General features: G+C 36.5%; 14 protein-coding genes. All 14 read right to left on the minus strand.

What is annotated here, in order from left to right; all coding sequences use genetic code 11:
* Positions 1 to 874, minus strand: an 874-nt coding sequence (gene rfbB, locus CWM58_RS21475; protein WP_100681736.1) for a dTDP-glucose 4,6-dehydratase, incomplete at its 3' end; no start/stop codon positions are given.
* 195 nt (positions 875 to 1,069) lie between these two features.
* Positions 1,070 to 2,476: an NADP-dependent phosphogluconate dehydrogenase gene (gndA, locus tag CWM58_RS21480; protein ID WP_000043542.1), complete on the minus strand. Its 1,407-nt coding sequence runs from the start codon at positions 2,474 to 2,476 to the stop codon at positions 1,070 to 1,072.
* Between the two features lie 180 nt (positions 2,477 to 2,656).
* Positions 2,657 to 3,673, minus strand: coding sequence for a polysaccharide pyruvyl transferase family protein (locus tag CWM58_RS21485; protein WP_100681737.1), 1,017 nt, complete (start codon positions 3,671 to 3,673; stop codon positions 2,657 to 2,659).
* A gap of 1 nt (position 3,674) precedes the next feature.
* On the minus strand, positions 3,675 to 5,210 hold the full coding sequence (locus CWM58_RS21490; protein ID WP_100681738.1) for an MATE family efflux transporter: 1,536 nt from the start codon (positions 5,208 to 5,210) through the stop codon (positions 3,675 to 3,677).
* A 20-nt stretch (positions 5,211 to 5,230) separates the two neighbouring features.
* Positions 5,231 to 6,322, minus strand: coding sequence for an EpsG family protein (locus CWM58_RS21495; RefSeq protein WP_072042529.1), 1,092 nt, complete (start codon positions 6,320 to 6,322; stop codon positions 5,231 to 5,233).
* A 21-nt stretch (positions 6,323 to 6,343) separates the two neighbouring features.
* A complete protein-coding gene (locus tag CWM58_RS28210; protein WP_133122433.1) occupies positions 6,344 to 7,306 on the minus strand; it encodes a cellulase family glycosylhydrolase in 963 nt (320 codons plus the stop codon).
* A gap of 26 nt (positions 7,307 to 7,332) precedes the next feature.
* Positions 7,333 to 8,283 carry a glycosyltransferase family 2 protein gene (locus CWM58_RS21505; protein WP_100681739.1) on the minus strand — a complete coding sequence of 317 codons (951 nt, stop codon included), beginning with the start codon at positions 8,281 to 8,283 and terminating at the stop codon, positions 7,333 to 7,335.
* Between the two features lie 23 nt (positions 8,284 to 8,306).
* The gene (locus CWM58_RS21510; protein WP_100681740.1) at positions 8,307 to 9,428 is read right to left on the minus strand and encodes a glycosyltransferase family 61 protein; all 1,122 of its coding nucleotides are present in this window, start codon (positions 9,426 to 9,428) and stop codon (positions 8,307 to 8,309) included.
* A gap of 17 nt (positions 9,429 to 9,445) precedes the next feature.
* The gene (locus tag CWM58_RS21515) at positions 9,446 to 10,465 is read right to left on the minus strand and encodes a glycosyltransferase (RefSeq protein WP_165785834.1); all 1,020 of its coding nucleotides are present in this window, start codon (positions 10,463 to 10,465) and stop codon (positions 9,446 to 9,448) included.
* Between the two features lie 47 nt (positions 10,466 to 10,512).
* Positions 10,513 to 11,310, minus strand: a complete 798-nt coding sequence (locus tag CWM58_RS21520; RefSeq protein ID WP_100681742.1) for a glycosyltransferase — start codon at positions 11,308 to 11,310, stop codon at positions 10,513 to 10,515.
* A 50-nt stretch (positions 11,311 to 11,360) separates the two neighbouring features.
* Positions 11,361 to 12,788 (minus strand): undecaprenyl-phosphate galactose phosphotransferase WbaP, encoded by a 1,428-nt coding sequence (wbaP, locus tag CWM58_RS21525; RefSeq protein ID WP_043520406.1) that lies wholly within the window; start codon positions 12,786 to 12,788, stop codon positions 11,361 to 11,363.
* Positions 12,789 to 12,894: 106 nt separating this feature from the next.
* The gene (locus CWM58_RS21530; RefSeq protein WP_100681743.1) at positions 12,895 to 15,057 is read right to left on the minus strand and encodes a polysaccharide biosynthesis tyrosine autokinase; all 2,163 of its coding nucleotides are present in this window, start codon (positions 15,055 to 15,057) and stop codon (positions 12,895 to 12,897) included.
* Between the two features lie 14 nt (positions 15,058 to 15,071).
* Positions 15,072 to 15,506, minus strand: coding sequence for a protein tyrosine phosphatase (locus CWM58_RS21535; protein WP_072042526.1), 435 nt, complete (start codon positions 15,504 to 15,506; stop codon positions 15,072 to 15,074).
* Positions 15,507 to 15,511: 5 nt separating this feature from the next.
* Complete coding sequence (locus CWM58_RS21540; protein ID WP_043520403.1) at positions 15,512 to 16,645, minus strand: polysaccharide export protein; 1,134 nt, start codon at positions 16,643 to 16,645, stop codon at positions 15,512 to 15,514.
* Positions 16,646 to 16,751 lie beyond the last annotated feature (106 nt).

Below are 16,751 nucleotides of genomic sequence, written 5' to 3' on the forward strand. Positions count from 1 at the left end.
CGGTGACAAAAGTGATCAGGTCGGCGAAGTGGGCGATGTTGCCCGGCTTCTGCGCCACCACCTTGTCGAGAATGGCGCAGATGGTGCGCACCACGTCGATATTTTTACGCTCGTTATGACCGCCGATATTGTAGGTCTCGCCGCTTTTGCCTTCGGTCGCCACTTTGTACAGCGCACGGGCATGGTCCTCGACATACAGCCAGTCACGGATCTGCTCCCCGTTGCCATATACCGGCAGGGGTTTACCCGCCAGGGCGTTGAGAATGGTCAGCGGGATCAGTTTCTCCGGGAAGTGATACGGACCATAGTTGTTGGAGCAGTTGGTCACCACCACCGGCAGGCCGTAGGTGCGGTTCCAGGCGCGAACCAGATGGTCGCTGCCCGCTTTGGAGGCAGAGTACGGGCTGCTCGGGGCGTACGGGGTTTCTTCGGTGAACAGGTCATCGGTGCCGTGCAGGTCGCCGTACACCTCATCGGTGGAAATATGGTGGAAGCGGAAGGCCTGCTTCTGCGCGTCCCCAAGGCCGGACCAGTAGTGACGGGCCGCCTCCAGCAGAGTGAAGGTGCCGATCACGTTGGTCTGGATGAAGGCGGCCGGGCCATCAATGGAGCGATCCACATGGCTTTCTGCCGCCAGGTGCATCACGATATCCGGGCGGAACTCGCTGAACTGGGCCGCCACGGCAGCGGCATCGGTGATATCAGTCTGGGAAAACGAGTAGCGTTCGCTCCCGGCCACCGGCGCCAGGGATTCGAGGTTTCCGGCATAGGTCAGGCAGTCCATCACGCGGACTTCATCCCGGGTATTTTCAATGATATGACGAACCACAGCTGATCCGATGAAGCCTGCGCCCCCGGTGACAAGAATCTTCATAGTTTTATACCTTTAATTACTCGAATTAATAAAATAATAAGAAGCGTATGACATTAACACCGTTAAATAGATTTAACAGTTTATAAACGAAGAAAGAAGAATAAAAAAATGGAAGGTTACGTTAGAGCTAATTAAAAAAATAACTACTGAAGAATCAAACCCTCGGAGATATCCGAGGGTTTGATTAACATATGACTAATCTAACCACTCTGTATGGAAAACGCCTTCCTTATCTGTACGCTTATAGGTATGCGCACCAAAGTAATCACGCTGAGCCTGAATCAGGTTAGCTGGCAGAACCGCGGAACGGTAGCTGTCGTAGTAAGCAATTGCGGCAGAGAACGTCGGTACCGGTATACCATTCTGCACAGCATAGGCCACCACATCACGCAGCGCCTGCTGATAGTCATCAGCGATCTGTTTGAAGTATGGCGCCAGCAGGAGGTTAGCAATGCCGGCATTTTGTGCATAAGCATCGGTGATCTTCTGCAGGAACTGTGCACGAATGATGCAGCCCGCGCGGAAAATCTTGGCGATCTCACCATAGTTCAGATCCCAGTTGTACTCATCAGAAGCAGCACGCAGCTGGGAGAAGCCCTGAGCATAGGAAACGATTTTACCGAGGTACAACGCTCGACGAACTTTTTCGATAAATTCAGCTTTATCACCGGCAGGCTGAGCCTGCGGGCCGCTCAGCACTTTCGATGCTGCTACACGCTGGTCTTTAAGCGAAGAGATGTAACGAGCAAATACGGACTCGGTGATCAGAGACAGAGGTTCGCCGAGATCCAGTGAGCTCTGGCTGGTCCACTTGCCGGTACCTTTATTTGCGGCTTCATCAAGAATAACATCAACGAGGTATTTACCCTCTTCATCCTTCTTGGTGAAGATATCTTTGGTAATGTCGATCAGGTAGCTGCTCAGCTCGCCTTCGTTCCATTCAGTGAAGGTTTGTGCCAGCTCTTCATTGGAGAGCGCCAGACCGCCTTTCAACAGTGCATAGGCTTCGGCAATCAGCTGCATATCGCCATACTCGATGCCGTTATGAACCATCTTCACATAATGACCCGCACCGTCAGCACCGATATAGGTGACGCAAGGCTCGCCGTCTTCAGCAACCGCCGCGATCTGCTTCAGAATCGGAGCAACCAGCTCATAGGCTTCTTTCTGGCCACCGGGCATGATGGAAGGCCCTTTAAGAGCCCCCTCTTCACCACCGGAAACACCGGTGCCGATAAAGTTAAAACCTTCGGCAGACAGTTCACGGTTACGACGGATGGTGTCCTGGAAGAATGTGTTGCCACCATCAATGATGATGTCACCTTTATCGAGGTAAGGCTTGAGGGAATCGATGGCGCTGTCGGTGCCAGCCCCGGCCTTCACCATCAACAGGATACGACGTGGTGTTTCGAGGGATTCAACAAACTCTTGTACTGTGTAGTAAGGGACCAGTTTCTTGCCTGGGTTTTCGGCAATCACTTCTTCGGTCTTTTCACGGGAGCGGTTGAAAACGGAGACGGTATAACCACGGCTCTCGATGTTCAGCGCAAGATTACGCCCCATCACTGCCATACCGACAACCCCGATCTGTTGCTTGGACATTACATACTCCTGTCTGGTGTTATAACTACGATACGTTCGTAGCCTAATTACTAGTATTATTTTAACCCAAAGCTAAAAAAGTGCCTAGTACTAAAGCAAAAGTCAAGAGAATGCGATATGTTTAAGACATTCATACAACCCTCAAACTATACAAACTCAAAACAGGTGATCTATTAAAAATCATTTATGTTGCTTAAGGATATCTAACTTGGATAGTAAGCCATCGACATTATTGAAAAAAACAACATCATCGCTTAAAAAACCAGAGCTATTTTTAACTTTAATCAGACGTTCTGCTGCAGATTCAGTATAAACCAAATTTTTATTTTTTATTTCAGAATCCTTAAGAGAAGACAAGATCTTATATGGCAAATTATAAGTCAACCTTCTTGCAATGCGGCTATAAGTCGGCCATAGCTTACTGCTTTTATATTTTCTTTTAAAATAAAAATCTTTTATTGCTGATTCAGGTGAGATATCAGATAACTTATATTTCTCACCATAGTACTTTAAGGTATTACTTCTCAAACTTTCATGAAAATGTGATGGCCCAAGATCAATAGGGCTGTATGGTGTATTAATTGTGAGAGCCCAATCCAACCATTTAAATGTATTTATCTGAGGTGAGGTTATAACAGGAACCCATGGAACCCTCATAGCATCAGCTATGATTGCAGCATGCATAGCATCTGCAATTACTAATTTAGCATTTCTTATCTTATTGATAACGTCAACGGCATTCCACTGCGGACTTACATACTCTACCCCTGCCAAACGACAAACTTCCTCCCAGTTACCAACTGAGATGGCATGATGATGAGGGATAAATATCACACCACTTCGCTCATTTTCTGGTAACGGCTTAAATTCAGCTAAAGTATTTAATAATGCTGCGCCATCAGTAATATATTTATCACTTCCTAGACCTAATACTTTAGCTGATAAAGGCCCTCGCACGCTCAGTATTTTCCAGTTATCATTACCAAATCCCTCAGGTAAATGTCCATATCCCACCCCACTAGTTAAAACAAACCATTTATCAGCCTTAGGCATTACCTCGTTAATAATTGTCCCAATTACAGAGACGCGAACACTGGCATCACTATCAAAAAAATTAGGCAGTAATCGATCCCAGAGCCAACCATTAAGATCATCGCCAAAGTTGCCGACAGAATCTTTATAATAATAAATTTGCATTTTATTTATTCCTAAGTAGCTTTCTGAAAATTTTCGAAACAAAGTTATTAATCATCATTTTTTCCTTCCTATTGAAAATAAGAATGTAAAAAATAGAGATCGTAATTATATCAACACATATAGAAGATATTATAATATGAAATATACCATCATCAAGAAAAAAGCGATGACAAGAGAGAATTAATAAAGAGGAAATTGCAGCGCCAAGAAAGCATGGGATGATAGCTTTTAAATAGAGCGTTTTTTTCTTTACTGATGTCAGTAAGTCAAGCAAATGTACACGAATGCATAGAGTTAGTATTGAAGATGCAATTAAAACAACACCCAGAATATAAAGAGAAAAACCAAAATTAAACAGAAAATATATAACAGGAATTGATAGAATTGTTATTGAACTTACAATAAGTTGATAAGTTTTTATTCTTCCTGTTGCTTGTAATGCCGCCATTAAAGGAAATGAAAGACTGTCTATTAACGAAACCAGCAGCACAATAAAAGTAAGTAAATACGTATAAACTGGTGGGTTAATCAACCAAAAGGTCAATATTCCATGCAGATTAATAAAAATTGGCATACACAATAAAAAGAGGAATAAAAAAGTCAATTTCGATCCATGAATAATAAGTTGAAAATATCTATCCATATCCCCTGTTGCATATGCTTTATAAATCTGTGGTTTAATTGCAATGTTCAATGAAGTACTCAATGAATTAAGAGCACCATTAATGGAATTAGAGACAGCATAGGCAGCGTTCGCAGTTGTAGAAAAAAACAAGTTAATAATAATATTAACCCCTTGAATTCTCAAAACAGTTGAGAAATTACCCAAAACATTCCAGAATGAAAAATAGAATAATTCTTTGGCTTTATTACGATCAGCATTACCAAGGAAGATAATATTTTTAAATTTAACAAAAACAAAGATAGAATACGTGAGGAAGATAATTATACTACTTATTAACAATAGTATTGAGTAATAAAATAACTTCTCATGTGCTATTAGCGTAATACCAATACTAGCGAAAAGTTTCAATATGGATTCGAAAATTGAAACGTAGGCGTAGAATGACATTCTCTCAGCTGCAAGAACCAAAGAATTAGAAGGCGTTTGCATAACAGAAAATAAAATACCTATTACGGCGACAATATAAATATTACTTGCAACGTCTTTCTTTTCGTTCGCAATGTTCAGAAAATCAAAAATAACATAATGCCTCAATGAAAGCATAAATATAAAAAAGAATAATGCGATGAAAAAATATAAATAAATACTACTTTTAAAAAAAGCTCCTAAATCTTTATATTCTCCCCTGCCATAATGAACTGCAAAATAACGTTGAACGGATTCGTTCATTGACGTATTTATAAATGTAAATAACATTACCACGCCATATACTAGCGAAAACACCCCATAATCTTCTACACCAAGCTCCTTCAAAACTATACGCGTTGTATATAGAGTGATAAGTAAGGATATAATAGTTCGAACAACCAAAAAAAATGTATTTTTTGCTATTGCTTTATTTTTAACATCCATAAAATCTTGCCTTAAATTACTTATAACAAGTCGTTTAGATAGGGATTTACAGTGTATGGCAGCAATCCATGAGCATTTGCCACATATAACATAAATATTATAAATGAAACGCAAAATAAAATCACAAAGTAATAAGATAGAACCCTGAATGATGTTTTTAATCTTGACAGTGCAATTGGGAAAACAAAAATACTTGAATATGAAAAATAATTAATTATTCTACCTGCGCCTTCATAGCGAAGACCCAAAAATGATATGCAAAAGTTTATTACCACGCTTGTAAAAAATAAATATAAGAAGAAGGAATCTTGTAAGTCTTTTATTTTAAATTTGCAATACAATGCAATAAATATAAATAACAACATTACATTGAGGAAAAATAATTTCCCAGCCGAATCACCAGCTGAAAGATCAGCATAATTACTATAACGACTAGCTCCTGTTGCAGAACTTAATAAGACGTAGATTTGATTACTAGTATAAGAAAAACAAATTAATATAATAAATGTAAATGCATATAATACCAATGGACGCGAATTTAATATTTTTAATAATATAGGAAATGTAACTGTGCATATTGCACTGTAATGAAAAAGAGATGCAATAGCAACTACCATATAAAATTTTAAATAATTAGCTGTAAATAAGTACCGCAGAGAAAATATAACAAAAGCAACTGCCATACTTTGTCTTAATACATTGAAATGGAATATATATAAAGCACTATACGAAAGAAATATTAAAAGTGACAAAGGAATGTTTTTTGATAGTTTAAAAATAGAATTCACTATCAAATAATTAAAAATCAAAGAGAAAAAAAGAAAGAAATAGAAATAATTATCGGCACCCAGAAACTGCAATAGTTTTATAGAAGAAACAAAGGCTGGTTCAGTTCCATTACTCAACCATTCCGAATATGTCTGATGTAATGAGAAAAAACCAACATACATCTGTGAATCAGTACCGACATACTTACTTTTTATTGCGGGGAGAATAGAAAGCCCTAACACAAGAATAAATTTAAAAAGCATATGAGCTTTTTTATCTCGTGTAATAACGCTCAAAAAAGAAATAAAACTATTAAATAACATACTAAGTATGTACATTGACATAGCTGAAGTCCATATTTTAATCTATTTTAAAAACAATTGAGATATCTCTTTTTGTTTCATGTCTTGCGTCAATATACCATAATTATGTTCTGAATTACTAATTTGATTTCCATCATCAACGAGATCGTACCACCATATGCCTTGGATATAACTACGTTTAGAAGCTTCATTAATGAACCTTTTAGCAAGAGTATAAGTATATCGTTGAGTATATTTAGTTCCAATCCTATTAGGAATCCCATATTCAGTAATAAACAAAGGTACAACATTACCGTTATTGTTAGCGGTGAACGAAGCTTGCATTCTATCCATAATTACGAAACTATCCTCAGGATTAAGATCAGTATACGGATGTACTGAAATTCCGTCTATATATTTCATAATGCCCATTTTTATTAACTGACTTCCCCAATTTTGATCATTTTTATCTGTAGGGTTAAATCCTCCGGCAACTATAATGAAATTTTTACCACCATATTTTCTTATTTTTGGCGAAACAATTCTAACAAGATTATAATATGCTGTTGCAGAATCTAAATTTTTAAAGTCAGATAACTTAGGATCATAATTGTGCTTTAATGACCACTCATTCCAGATCTCAAATATTACTTTTCTATTGGAATAATGCTGAGCTATGTTTTCTGCATATTTTGCAAAAGCTAATTGTGTTTTATCATCCCAAGGCCTTCCTTTACCATAAAGATGGTTAGATCCACCCAAAATGATTAACGGTGTAATATTATTTCGAAGAGCTAACTGTAAAATATCCTCAGTAACACCTTCAAAACGATAATTGCCATAGTGAGTTTCTACATCTGACCATCTATAATCCATTCTAATAGACTTGAAATTGAACTTAGTAACCAAAGATATAATATTACTAGGATTTGTTTTCATACTATCAGGATGCACGCAGATTCCCATTGTTGCACTAGTCGCGTAAGACATCCAGAAAAATAATAATAGAGCAGAATTTTTTTTCACTCTTCACTCCTTATTATATTATAGTGCTAAACATTTTTTTTGCCTTTAAATGAACGATAGATAGAGGGAACTACAAAAGCTAAAACTAATTTTATGAGACTCTTCTTTCGTAATAATATTCTTTTCCTTTCACAAAGCAATCTTAAACCTTGGATTCGATTCCTGGATAAGAAATTATTGACGATGATATAAGTATAATTTTTATCAATCAATTGGGTAACTGAATTATTCGCAAAGAATGTGCAACGCTCGATCTGCAATAATTTTTTGACATGTATCTCGACATCTAGTGGTAATTTTGAAGATAACTGGTTGACAACACCTTTTCTATATATAACTCCTACTTGATCAAGGAACAACACTCCAGTGAGCTTTCCCAACTCAAACCAAACAAATTGGTCTTCTCCAGAATTATATCCTTCTGGAAATTGTATCTTGTTGTTAATTAGGAAATTTCTAGATATACATACTGATGTAGTATAAAAAAACTGATGCACGCTCCATGCATTAAACAAGTCTTTTATATAGTAAATATGATCAAATGCAATTTCTGACGAATCACTATTTTTCAAAAAATGATCATATGATGGGTTATTTTCTTCACTATAATTAACAGCTATTACAGGTTTTTTTATCTCTTGTTCAGCTGCATATTTTATAAATGAGATATATTTTGGTAAAATAATATCATCAGCATCAACAAAAATAACATATACTCCAGAGGCCTTGTTAAGCCCATTATTTCTAGCAGCCGATGGCCCTTGGTTTACTTGCTTATAATATTTTATAGCATTACTAGCAATATAGTCTTTAATACTCTCATAACTATTATCAGTTGATTCATCATCAACAACTATAATCTCATAACTTTTGAAGTGGTTAATCAAACATGAATTCATGATTGAATTTATTGTTTCCCTTATGTAATCCTCTTTATTATACATTGGAATTACAAATGAGATTAAAACATTTCCCATAAAAACCTCATGTTTCTATTTCATTATCTTCTAATATTTGATATAGCGCGTAAACAGCTCTTTATGAGTTTAATCATCATAAGGCTACAAAGTCGCTTTACAAAAAAACAGAATTCTTTAGCTTTATATATTATCGTTTCATTCTCGAAAACATTTTTTTTATTATTCAGGACATATAACTGCATTTCCTTTGTTAACTTCAAAATAAAAGGGCCATTGCCAAGAGATTTGACGTATCTGTCATATTTATTCGAAAAGCAATCGAAATAAACTATGTTAGGCAAGTCAAATATCTTTTGAAAATCAAAAAGATTAGTATGTGGTATCGATGATTTATTTAATACAATGAGTTCAATGTTTTTATTTCTGCAGAAACAAATGTTCAACGGAATAGTTCCGTTGATACAAGCAATAGTTTCGCATGTATTCCACATTCGTACCTGTTCTAATAAAGACATTTTCTCCGGATAGTATATTGAATAGCCATTGTTTAAAAAAAACTTCTCAATCCTTTCCTCACCATATTCTTTACTTTTTGCATCCTTAAATGACAATCTCGAAAGATAGATTTTTTTGGGAACAGCATCATTGACAATTTTATCATTTGATAGAATAGTTTTTACTATTTTATCAAAAATATGTGTAAAATCATCAGAGTATGAATAATCATTTTTTGAATATTCTGGGATAAATATAGTTTTAAATTTTGTAGGGATTCTAATAGGAATTAACCTGTCCTCATTTATACCTAAAGCTTTGAAGAACTCAATAAAATTGGAGTCCATATCCTTACTCTTAGGCACATACGCAATTTTATGATTTGTATTTTGCAGTACATACCACATCCGACTAACATTATCGACCAGAAAATGTCCCCAATGATATGTGAATATACCAAACCATATTACTTCCTCATCTTGATAAATTACAGAATCTGAATCAAATTCATATTTTCCTCCAAATGGAAACCAACCATCATAACCTGATACAGGTATATAGTTTTGATTACTATCTAATACTCCGCCTATACCCCAAACAGTATGATCTTTTCTATGTGGAAGTATGAAACCATCTTCAACTATCATTAAATCAGGTGGGTTTGTAGCTACTTTAATTTTTGAATGTTCAAAATTTTTATTTAACATCTACTATTCACTCTCACTTAATGAAGTTCATATGCTTTTTCGATTTTATCTAAAAAAATATTTTTATTAAATTTATTAACCGAATCATAGTGAGCTTGCGAGGCTAATCTATCTCTAAGATGAGTATCAGATAATACTTTATGAATTTTATCATATGCATCCTTTTCACTTCCATCAAATAGCAAACCATTTAAACCATCTTCGATGAGATCAACATTTCCATCACATGCGTTCGCGACTACGCAATTCATGCTAGCCATTGCTTCAATCATTGCTACTGGAAGACCTTCCCACTGCGATGTTGATAGGAAAATATCAGCATTTTTATAATATGCCAAAACCTGATCTTGTTGTAACCAACCAGTGACTAATGTTCCTGAGTCTGTTAATTGACGCTTTATATCTTCATCGCCATCACCTATCCAAACAAACTTTATTTTTTCACTAGACAACTTAGCAGAAAGTTTTGAAAAGAGCACTGGGTCTTTTTGAGGTCTCAAGCCACCAACATTGAGTATGGTAATATTACTCTCAGTTTTTTTTTGGTTTCTATTTATGTCAATTATTTTATCTATATCAATTCCATTTTCAATTAATATTGCATCTTCATTTAATTTGTTTCTGATAGCCAATAATTCACTTTTTGAACATGCAATATATACACTCCTCCGAACGCATGAGATTTTTTCCAGGAAAGTAAAAAATCTTTTTTTGATTACCCCAACATCCTTCCTCATAAATGAAATACAATGTGGGCTATAATATACTTTAAATTTAGGGTCAAAGAACAAGCTAATACGCCCAAGAAAACCTGCTATCGAGGAATGCAAATGAACGACATCAGGATTAATTTTTACTATTGTCTTCCTCAATAAAACTAAAGCGTTAAAACTTTTTTTGGGATTCATAGGAATGTAATGCATTTGAACACCATCAAAAAGTTCAACGATATTTTTTGGGGTATCACTACGAACAGAATATATCAAATGTACTTGATGGCCTTTTTGTAGCATTCCTTTTGCAATTGTATGAACCATAGCAAGAGTCCCTGTAGCAGTTGACTCACAAACTAGGCAAATTATCATTAACCTCTCCTAACCTTTCTTAGCAATGTTGATAATTTCCTGCTAACAAGTAACATAGCAATATTTCTTAAAAGCCCATAATATGGATATACACCATTTCTAAATAATGTGAAATTATTAATTATAATTTTGATTCTATTAATGATTTGTTTTTTTCTTTTCTTCGATGAAATACTATTGTAATCAACTGTATAGTTGACCAGTGGCATATCGATATTAGCAACTTTACCAAATTTCATTAATCTAAAAAATAAATCATAATCTTCACAAGCAGGATATTTATTACTATAATTACCAGCTTTTAATACACTATCAGTTCTCATCATAACTGACGGATGTACAAAAATATTGTTAATAAACATCTTTTTCCTAATATTTTTATCATCAATATCGGGACGATGTATAAATAGTTGATTACCCTCAGTATTTACGAAACGAGCCCAAGTGCCGACTAAGACAATATCCTTGTTATTATTCAGGAAATCTTTACATATTTGGAATCTATTTTCACTTCCATCGTCACCTATATCTAACCGTGCAATGTATTTGTATTCCTTTGCGGCAGATTCGACTCCTAACTTAAGGGCCGTTTCGATCCCAACATTTTTATCCAACCGCAAAATACTTAAATTCTCTCTTTTAATACTACATTTAATATATGTATCTTGAAAAGGAATAGCACTACCATCATCAACAATTAGAATATTTGCTTCTAATGGTGTACTAGCAAGCGTTTTCTCTATTTCATTTTGTGATGAATTGAAGGAAGGTATTAGAATGATATAATCTTTTTCCATTATATATCCGTAAAAAAATGCACAATTGTTATTAATTACGCATATATAATTTAATATGCACCGTCTCTCTTTAGTACTACGCCCACTGTTTTAAATAAAATAGCAATATCATTCCACATGGACCAGTTCTTTACATACCAAGCATCAAGATAGACCCGGGTCTCATAATCAACATCGCTCCTACCACTTACTTGCCACAAACCTGTCATACCAGGTTTACTAAGCAAATAGTAATCTACTTCGTCATTGTAACGCTCTAATTCAGCTGTAATAATTGGTCTGGGGCCAACCAAGCTCATTTCTCCTTTAAGAACATTAAATAACTGTGGTAATTCATCTAAACTTGTTCTTCTTAAAAAAGCTCCAATCTTGGTAATGCGAGGATCTTCTTTTAACTTAAATGTAGCTTCCCATTCTTTTCTAGCTTCTTCATCATTTTTTAACAATTCATCTAGAACTTCTTTAGAGTTTATTACCATAGAACGGAATTTTAAACACTTGAATGGTCGCCCACCTTTCCCTATTCGCTCATGACCATATATTGCTGGTCCTCCATCTCTTTTAACTTTTCTACATATATAGATTAATGCAGGTGATAATAAAATTATTATGGCTACTGCCCCAATAATATCAAACGCTCTTTTTAGTATTCTTGAAGACAATTTAGCCAAACTATGTTGCACACGAAATATCATGACTTCATGACTAAATATAAATGACATGTCCGTACTGTCTAGAGGCATGCCACGTAATGTTGGTATGACCGATACGTAGCGATACCCCCTGATCATGAAATTTCTTAACCACGCATTACGAATATCACCTTGATTAGATTCTACTGCAACAATGAATTGTGTTTGCTTACTTTGATTGGTTAGCCAATCAATGTCATTCGGTAATACTGGTAACCCATCAATAAAATTTTCTTTATTGCTACAACCATCTATCGAGATAAATCCAACTATTTCCAAGCCTAAGTTTCTTTCGCTTTTTATTGCTTTATATGCCTCTAGTGCATTAAGAGCATTTCCAATAATCCATGTATCTCTTCTCCAGAGTCCAAAAATATCTAATATCCATTTACTAAACATTCGAGTAATTGGTACTAATAACAACACTAACATCCAAGTTAGCACCCATAAATACTTTGGGAATGACCATGTCGTAAAAGCCATAACAGCAATTTCAATAACTGAAAAAATAACAAGTGTTCTTAATATTTCTTTCAATTCAAACCAAAAAGTTTTACGATAAAAGTAATGCCGTAATCTAATAGAGTACCATCCAACGCAGCAAAGAGCTAATGAACAATGAAGAAGCAGCCATCCTTCAAGTTGTTCCCCAGGAAATAAAAGAGCATAATCATGAATAATAAGTGAGCAAATCCCCATTGCGAGATATGCTGATATTGCAAAGCTCAGAAAATCAGAAAGTGCCAGCGTTAAGCTGACTATAATATTTCGGCCTAATGGCGTCATGATTTCCTCTCCATAATATTTTTTGAATATTATTAATATGTACTTGAGTTACATACAGAAAGGCGACTGACTCAAATCAGACGCCTTTTTTATGTTTTATTTTATTTTATTTATTATCTGTGTATGAATAACCATAGTGGTTATAACCATAGCCATAATAACTGCTAGCTTTTTTCACGACACCGTTAAGAATACATCCTTTAACCAAGACACCACTCTGTTCAAACCGTTTAATACTTACCTCAATTTCTTTAGGTGTATTAAGTTCAAATCGGGCAATAAGTAGCGTTGTGCCTGCATAGTTACCAATAATCGCCGAGTCCGTAACTGCAAGAATTGGAGGGGTATCTAATATTACAATATCATAATGATTATTAGCCCAATCAATCAATTCTCCAAAACGCTTATGCATTAGTAGTTCAGCAGGGTTTGGTGGAACTGCACCCCTGGTGATGAAATCGAATTCCACGCCATCGATTTTCTTAATGACTTTCCCTATTTCAACCCTACCTGAAAGATAGGCCGATAATCCATTTTCGTTATTCACCTTAAATATTTTGTGCGTATAACCCTTACGCATATCCGTATCTACGAAAAGAACTTTTTTCCCTGTCTGTGCAATAACACTAGCTAAATTTGAGCTAATGAAAGTCTTACCCGCATTAGGACTAGCCCCGGAAATCATGAGAACATTATTTCTTGACTCCATCATTGCAAAATGCAAACTTGTTCTAAGTCCACGTATAGCTTCTACAGCCAGATCTGCGGGATTGTCTATTGCAAGTAATGATTTTATATCATTATCTTTCGACTTAAGTTTATTCGGTTTAGAAACGTTGTTTTTCATGAACGTTTCTGCCACTGGAACACTTGCGTATACTGTGATACCCAGCTCTTCAAGTTGCTCAGGACTTTCAATTCCGCGACGCAAGAATACCCTGATGAGAACCAGCCCAGTAGAAATTAGCAATCCAAAAATAATACCTAATAATACAATTAAAACCTTTTTAGGCTTAACCGGTTTTGGTTGCGTAATTGCATTGTCAATAATCCTAACATTACCTATCGCGCTAGATTTCGCAATGTTCAATTCTTGTTGACGATTCAAGAGCTGCATATAAACGGCTTGCCCTGACTCGACATCACGGCTTAACCTTAATATTTCTTGTTGAGTCTTCGGCATCGAAGAAACTCGCTGATTTAACTTAACCTTTTCATCTTGCAAGGTTTTGCGTTTTTCCATCAGCGCTTTGTAAGTTGGGTGTTCTTTGGTGTAAAGCTGTGATATTTCTGACTCTCTAAATGTCAATTCATTAAGTTGGTTATCAACATTAACTATTTGATCAAGCACCGATTTGGCTTCAAGAGACAAATCAACCGAATCACTCTGGCGACGATACTGGTTTAATTTATCTTCTGCAATATCAAGATCATGGCGTACTTGTGGTAATTGTTGATTTAAAAAATCGAGACTTTTAGCGTCTTGCGCTGCTTGTCGAGAAATATTTTGAGCCAAATAATTATTACTGATGCTATTAATTATTTTTTCTATTTGTAATGGATTATCACCAGTCAATGATAGCGAAAGCATACCAGTATCTTTGCCAATATCTGCTACACTAAACACATCTAAAAGATCGGTAATAGCCTGGAGCCTACTAACATATGAAATAGTAAACTCTGTGCCTGGCATAGCGTTTATTTTATCAACCTTTATCGCTATGTCATTTTTATTAATTAACTCACCCACTACTCCATTGATATTATCACCATCAAATTCGATCTTGAAATGATTATCATCAATTACTGTTAAGTTAATTTTAGGCTGCTCATTTTCCCCAGCCTTCAAATAAAACCGTGATACATCAATTTCGCCCGGTACTTTCCCCATTAATCGAGATAACCCTTTACCCACCACAGGAAAGTAATTTTCTCTAATCCTTGTTTGCAAGTTTAAATCATCTACAGTTTTACCGATCACCATCCGTGATTGCAGAAGGGCTATTTCTGGTGCTGATTGTGGCTGACTGTCAGGCAACATCTGACTTAAATTGCTGAGAATGGCATTTGCCTGCTTTTGCTCTACTTGTATCAAAGCGTTTGCCTGATAAACAGGTGTAGCGAAAATCGCATAAACTAGAGCCAAAAGGGTAAACAATGATGTAACAGATATGATTAATTTTCGATGATCAATGAATTCGCCAATTAGACGTCCGAGATCAACTTGTTCTGTGTTTTCCGATGATGTTTTATTTTTCATTGAAGCCATGAGTAAATTCCTAATTATGCACCCAGCTTTTCTATCCAGCGCTGTGCTGATTGCTCGATTAATTTATAAACTGATGCAAATGCCTCATCACTTTTCCTATAAGGATCGGGGATTTCTTTTTGGTTTAACCAATGACCAAAAAGCATTGTTTTGCCACGCACCTCAGGAGCTATTTTACTCAAAAGTTCTTGATGGGATTTTTCCATTACTAATATCAAATCGAACTGACGGCCAAGAGTTGAAGTAAATTGAGTACCTTCATGCCCCTCTAGGGATAATCCGTGCTCTAAAGCAATTCTCACAGCGGAAGCATCCGCAGCATGGCCAACTAAAGCATTAGTTCCTGCAGATTTGATTATTTTACCAGGCATAACTGCTTGCAAATAGCGCTCACCTATAGGTGAGCGACAGATATTCCCAGTACATACGACTAGAATAGAGTCAAACATTACTGTCACCAAGTCCTAATAAATTTACCAGTTTCGGTCATATCATGCACCCCGGTAATAGTCGGTACTAATTGGGAAATAACACGATTCCAACGTACCAGCGGAGCAGTTGTGACATAAACAATATCATAGGGCTGTAACTGGAATTCTGTGCCCAATACCATTGCTGAAGCATCTTGAGCATTTAATTGATAAATATTAGCAATTTTACCCTGCTTGTCATCTTTTAACTGACGGATCACAAATACTCCAGTAGCGTCACTGAATGCTTGCGACATTCCTTCTGCATTGCCTAGTGCCTCTGCTACAGTCATACCGCTTCGATCCATTTTCAAAGTACTTTGTTTACCCACCTCACCCATGACAAATACTTTCAAATCATCATTTCTAGGTACAAAAAGGATATCGCCTGGATAGAGCAAGTGGTTTTGTGTTAAGTCTCCTTTTTGCATTAATGCATACAATGAGACTTTTATATCTTTTCCGTTATGTGTTAATACAACATTTCGCCAGTCAGCATCAGGTGCAAGACCGCCAGCATTATTAATCGCATCCATCACTGTCAGCGGGATATTCGTAATAGGTTGCTGCCCTGATTTTGTTACTTCTCCAGTAACATATGCTTTTTGCGAACGAAATGCAGCAATACTAACGTCTACCTGTGGGCTTTCGATATATGTGGTTAGACGGCTGGCAATATCTTGGCGCACCTGACTAAGCGTTTTACCCGCTACCTGTACCTTACCGATATAGGGATAGAAAATAGTACCATCAGCGTTGACCCAGTTGCCGGTGTCGCTGGCGCTACGATACTGGCCTGCAGGAGTAGTCAACTCCGGGTGGTCCCATACAGTAACCATAAGTACGTCACCAACGCCAATGCGATACTCATAACTACGAAGTAAGTTATCCAGCTGCGGATTTGGGCGAGCAAGAACGGTTTCCGGCCGAAGCTGATCAATAAGGCCCGGCGTCATCGGGTAAACATTGACCAATTTATCCAAATCGTAATCACTGTCTGGAAGCTCAACCACGTTCTTACGCAGACTGTTTAATCCCTGACCAGGGATGATCGTACAACCAGATAAAAACCCAATTGCCAGTGCTAATGCCGAAAATCTAACAATTTTTTTCTTCATAATGTCACATCATCAGTAAATCAAAATTTGCCAATTCCTGAGCAGCTGTCATAGCCGTTGCTTCCCTGCCGGCTTATGGAGAGATAAAGCTGACTGCGTCCTGCAG

It is taken from the genome of Klebsiella sp. H-Nf2, from assembly GCF_002806645.1.
Lineage (GTDB): Bacteria > Pseudomonadota > Gammaproteobacteria > Enterobacterales > Enterobacteriaceae > Klebsiella > Klebsiella variicola.

Excerpts from the sequence above, each read along its gene's own strand:
- CWM58_RS21510 (WP_100681740.1), bottom strand. The coding sequence starts at position 9,428 with ATGTTAAATAAAAATTTTGAACATTCAAAAATTAAAGTAGCTACAAAC.
- CWM58_RS21515 (WP_165785834.1), bottom strand. The coding sequence starts at position 10,465 with ATGGTTCATACAATTGCAAAAGGAATGCTACAAAAAGGCCATCAAGTA.
- CWM58_RS21530 (WP_100681743.1), bottom strand. The coding sequence starts at position 15,057 with ATGGCTTCAATGAAAAATAAAACATCATCGGAAAACACAGAACAAGTT.
- CWM58_RS21540 (WP_043520403.1), bottom strand. The coding sequence starts at position 16,645 with ATGAAGAAAAAAATTGTTAGATTTTCGGCATTAGCACTGGCAATTGGG.
- CWM58_RS21495 (WP_072042529.1), bottom strand. The coding sequence starts at position 6,322 with ATGTCAATGTACATACTTAGTATGTTATTTAATAGTTTTATTTCTTTT.
- CWM58_RS21505 (WP_100681739.1), bottom strand. The coding sequence starts at position 8,283 with ATGGGAAATGTTTTAATCTCATTTGTAATTCCAATGTATAATAAAGAG.
- CWM58_RS21490 (WP_100681738.1), bottom strand. The coding sequence starts at position 5,210 with ATGGATGTTAAAAATAAAGCAATAGCAAAAAATACATTTTTTTTGGTT.
- CWM58_RS21520 (WP_100681742.1), bottom strand. The coding sequence starts at position 11,310 with ATGGAAAAAGATTATATCATTCTAATACCTTCCTTCAATTCATCACAA.
- CWM58_RS21535 (WP_072042526.1), bottom strand. The coding sequence starts at position 15,506 with ATGTTTGACTCTATTCTAGTCGTATGTACTGGGAATATCTGTCGCTCA.
- CWM58_RS21485 (WP_100681737.1), bottom strand. The coding sequence starts at position 3,673 with ATGCAAATTTATTATTATAAAGATTCTGTCGGCAACTTTGGCGATGAT.
- wbaP (WP_043520406.1), bottom strand. The coding sequence starts at position 12,788 with ATGACGCCATTAGGCCGAAATATTATAGTCAGCTTAACGCTGGCACTT.
- gndA (WP_000043542.1), bottom strand. The coding sequence starts at position 2,476 with ATGTCCAAGCAACAGATCGGGGTTGTCGGTATGGCAGTGATGGGGCGT.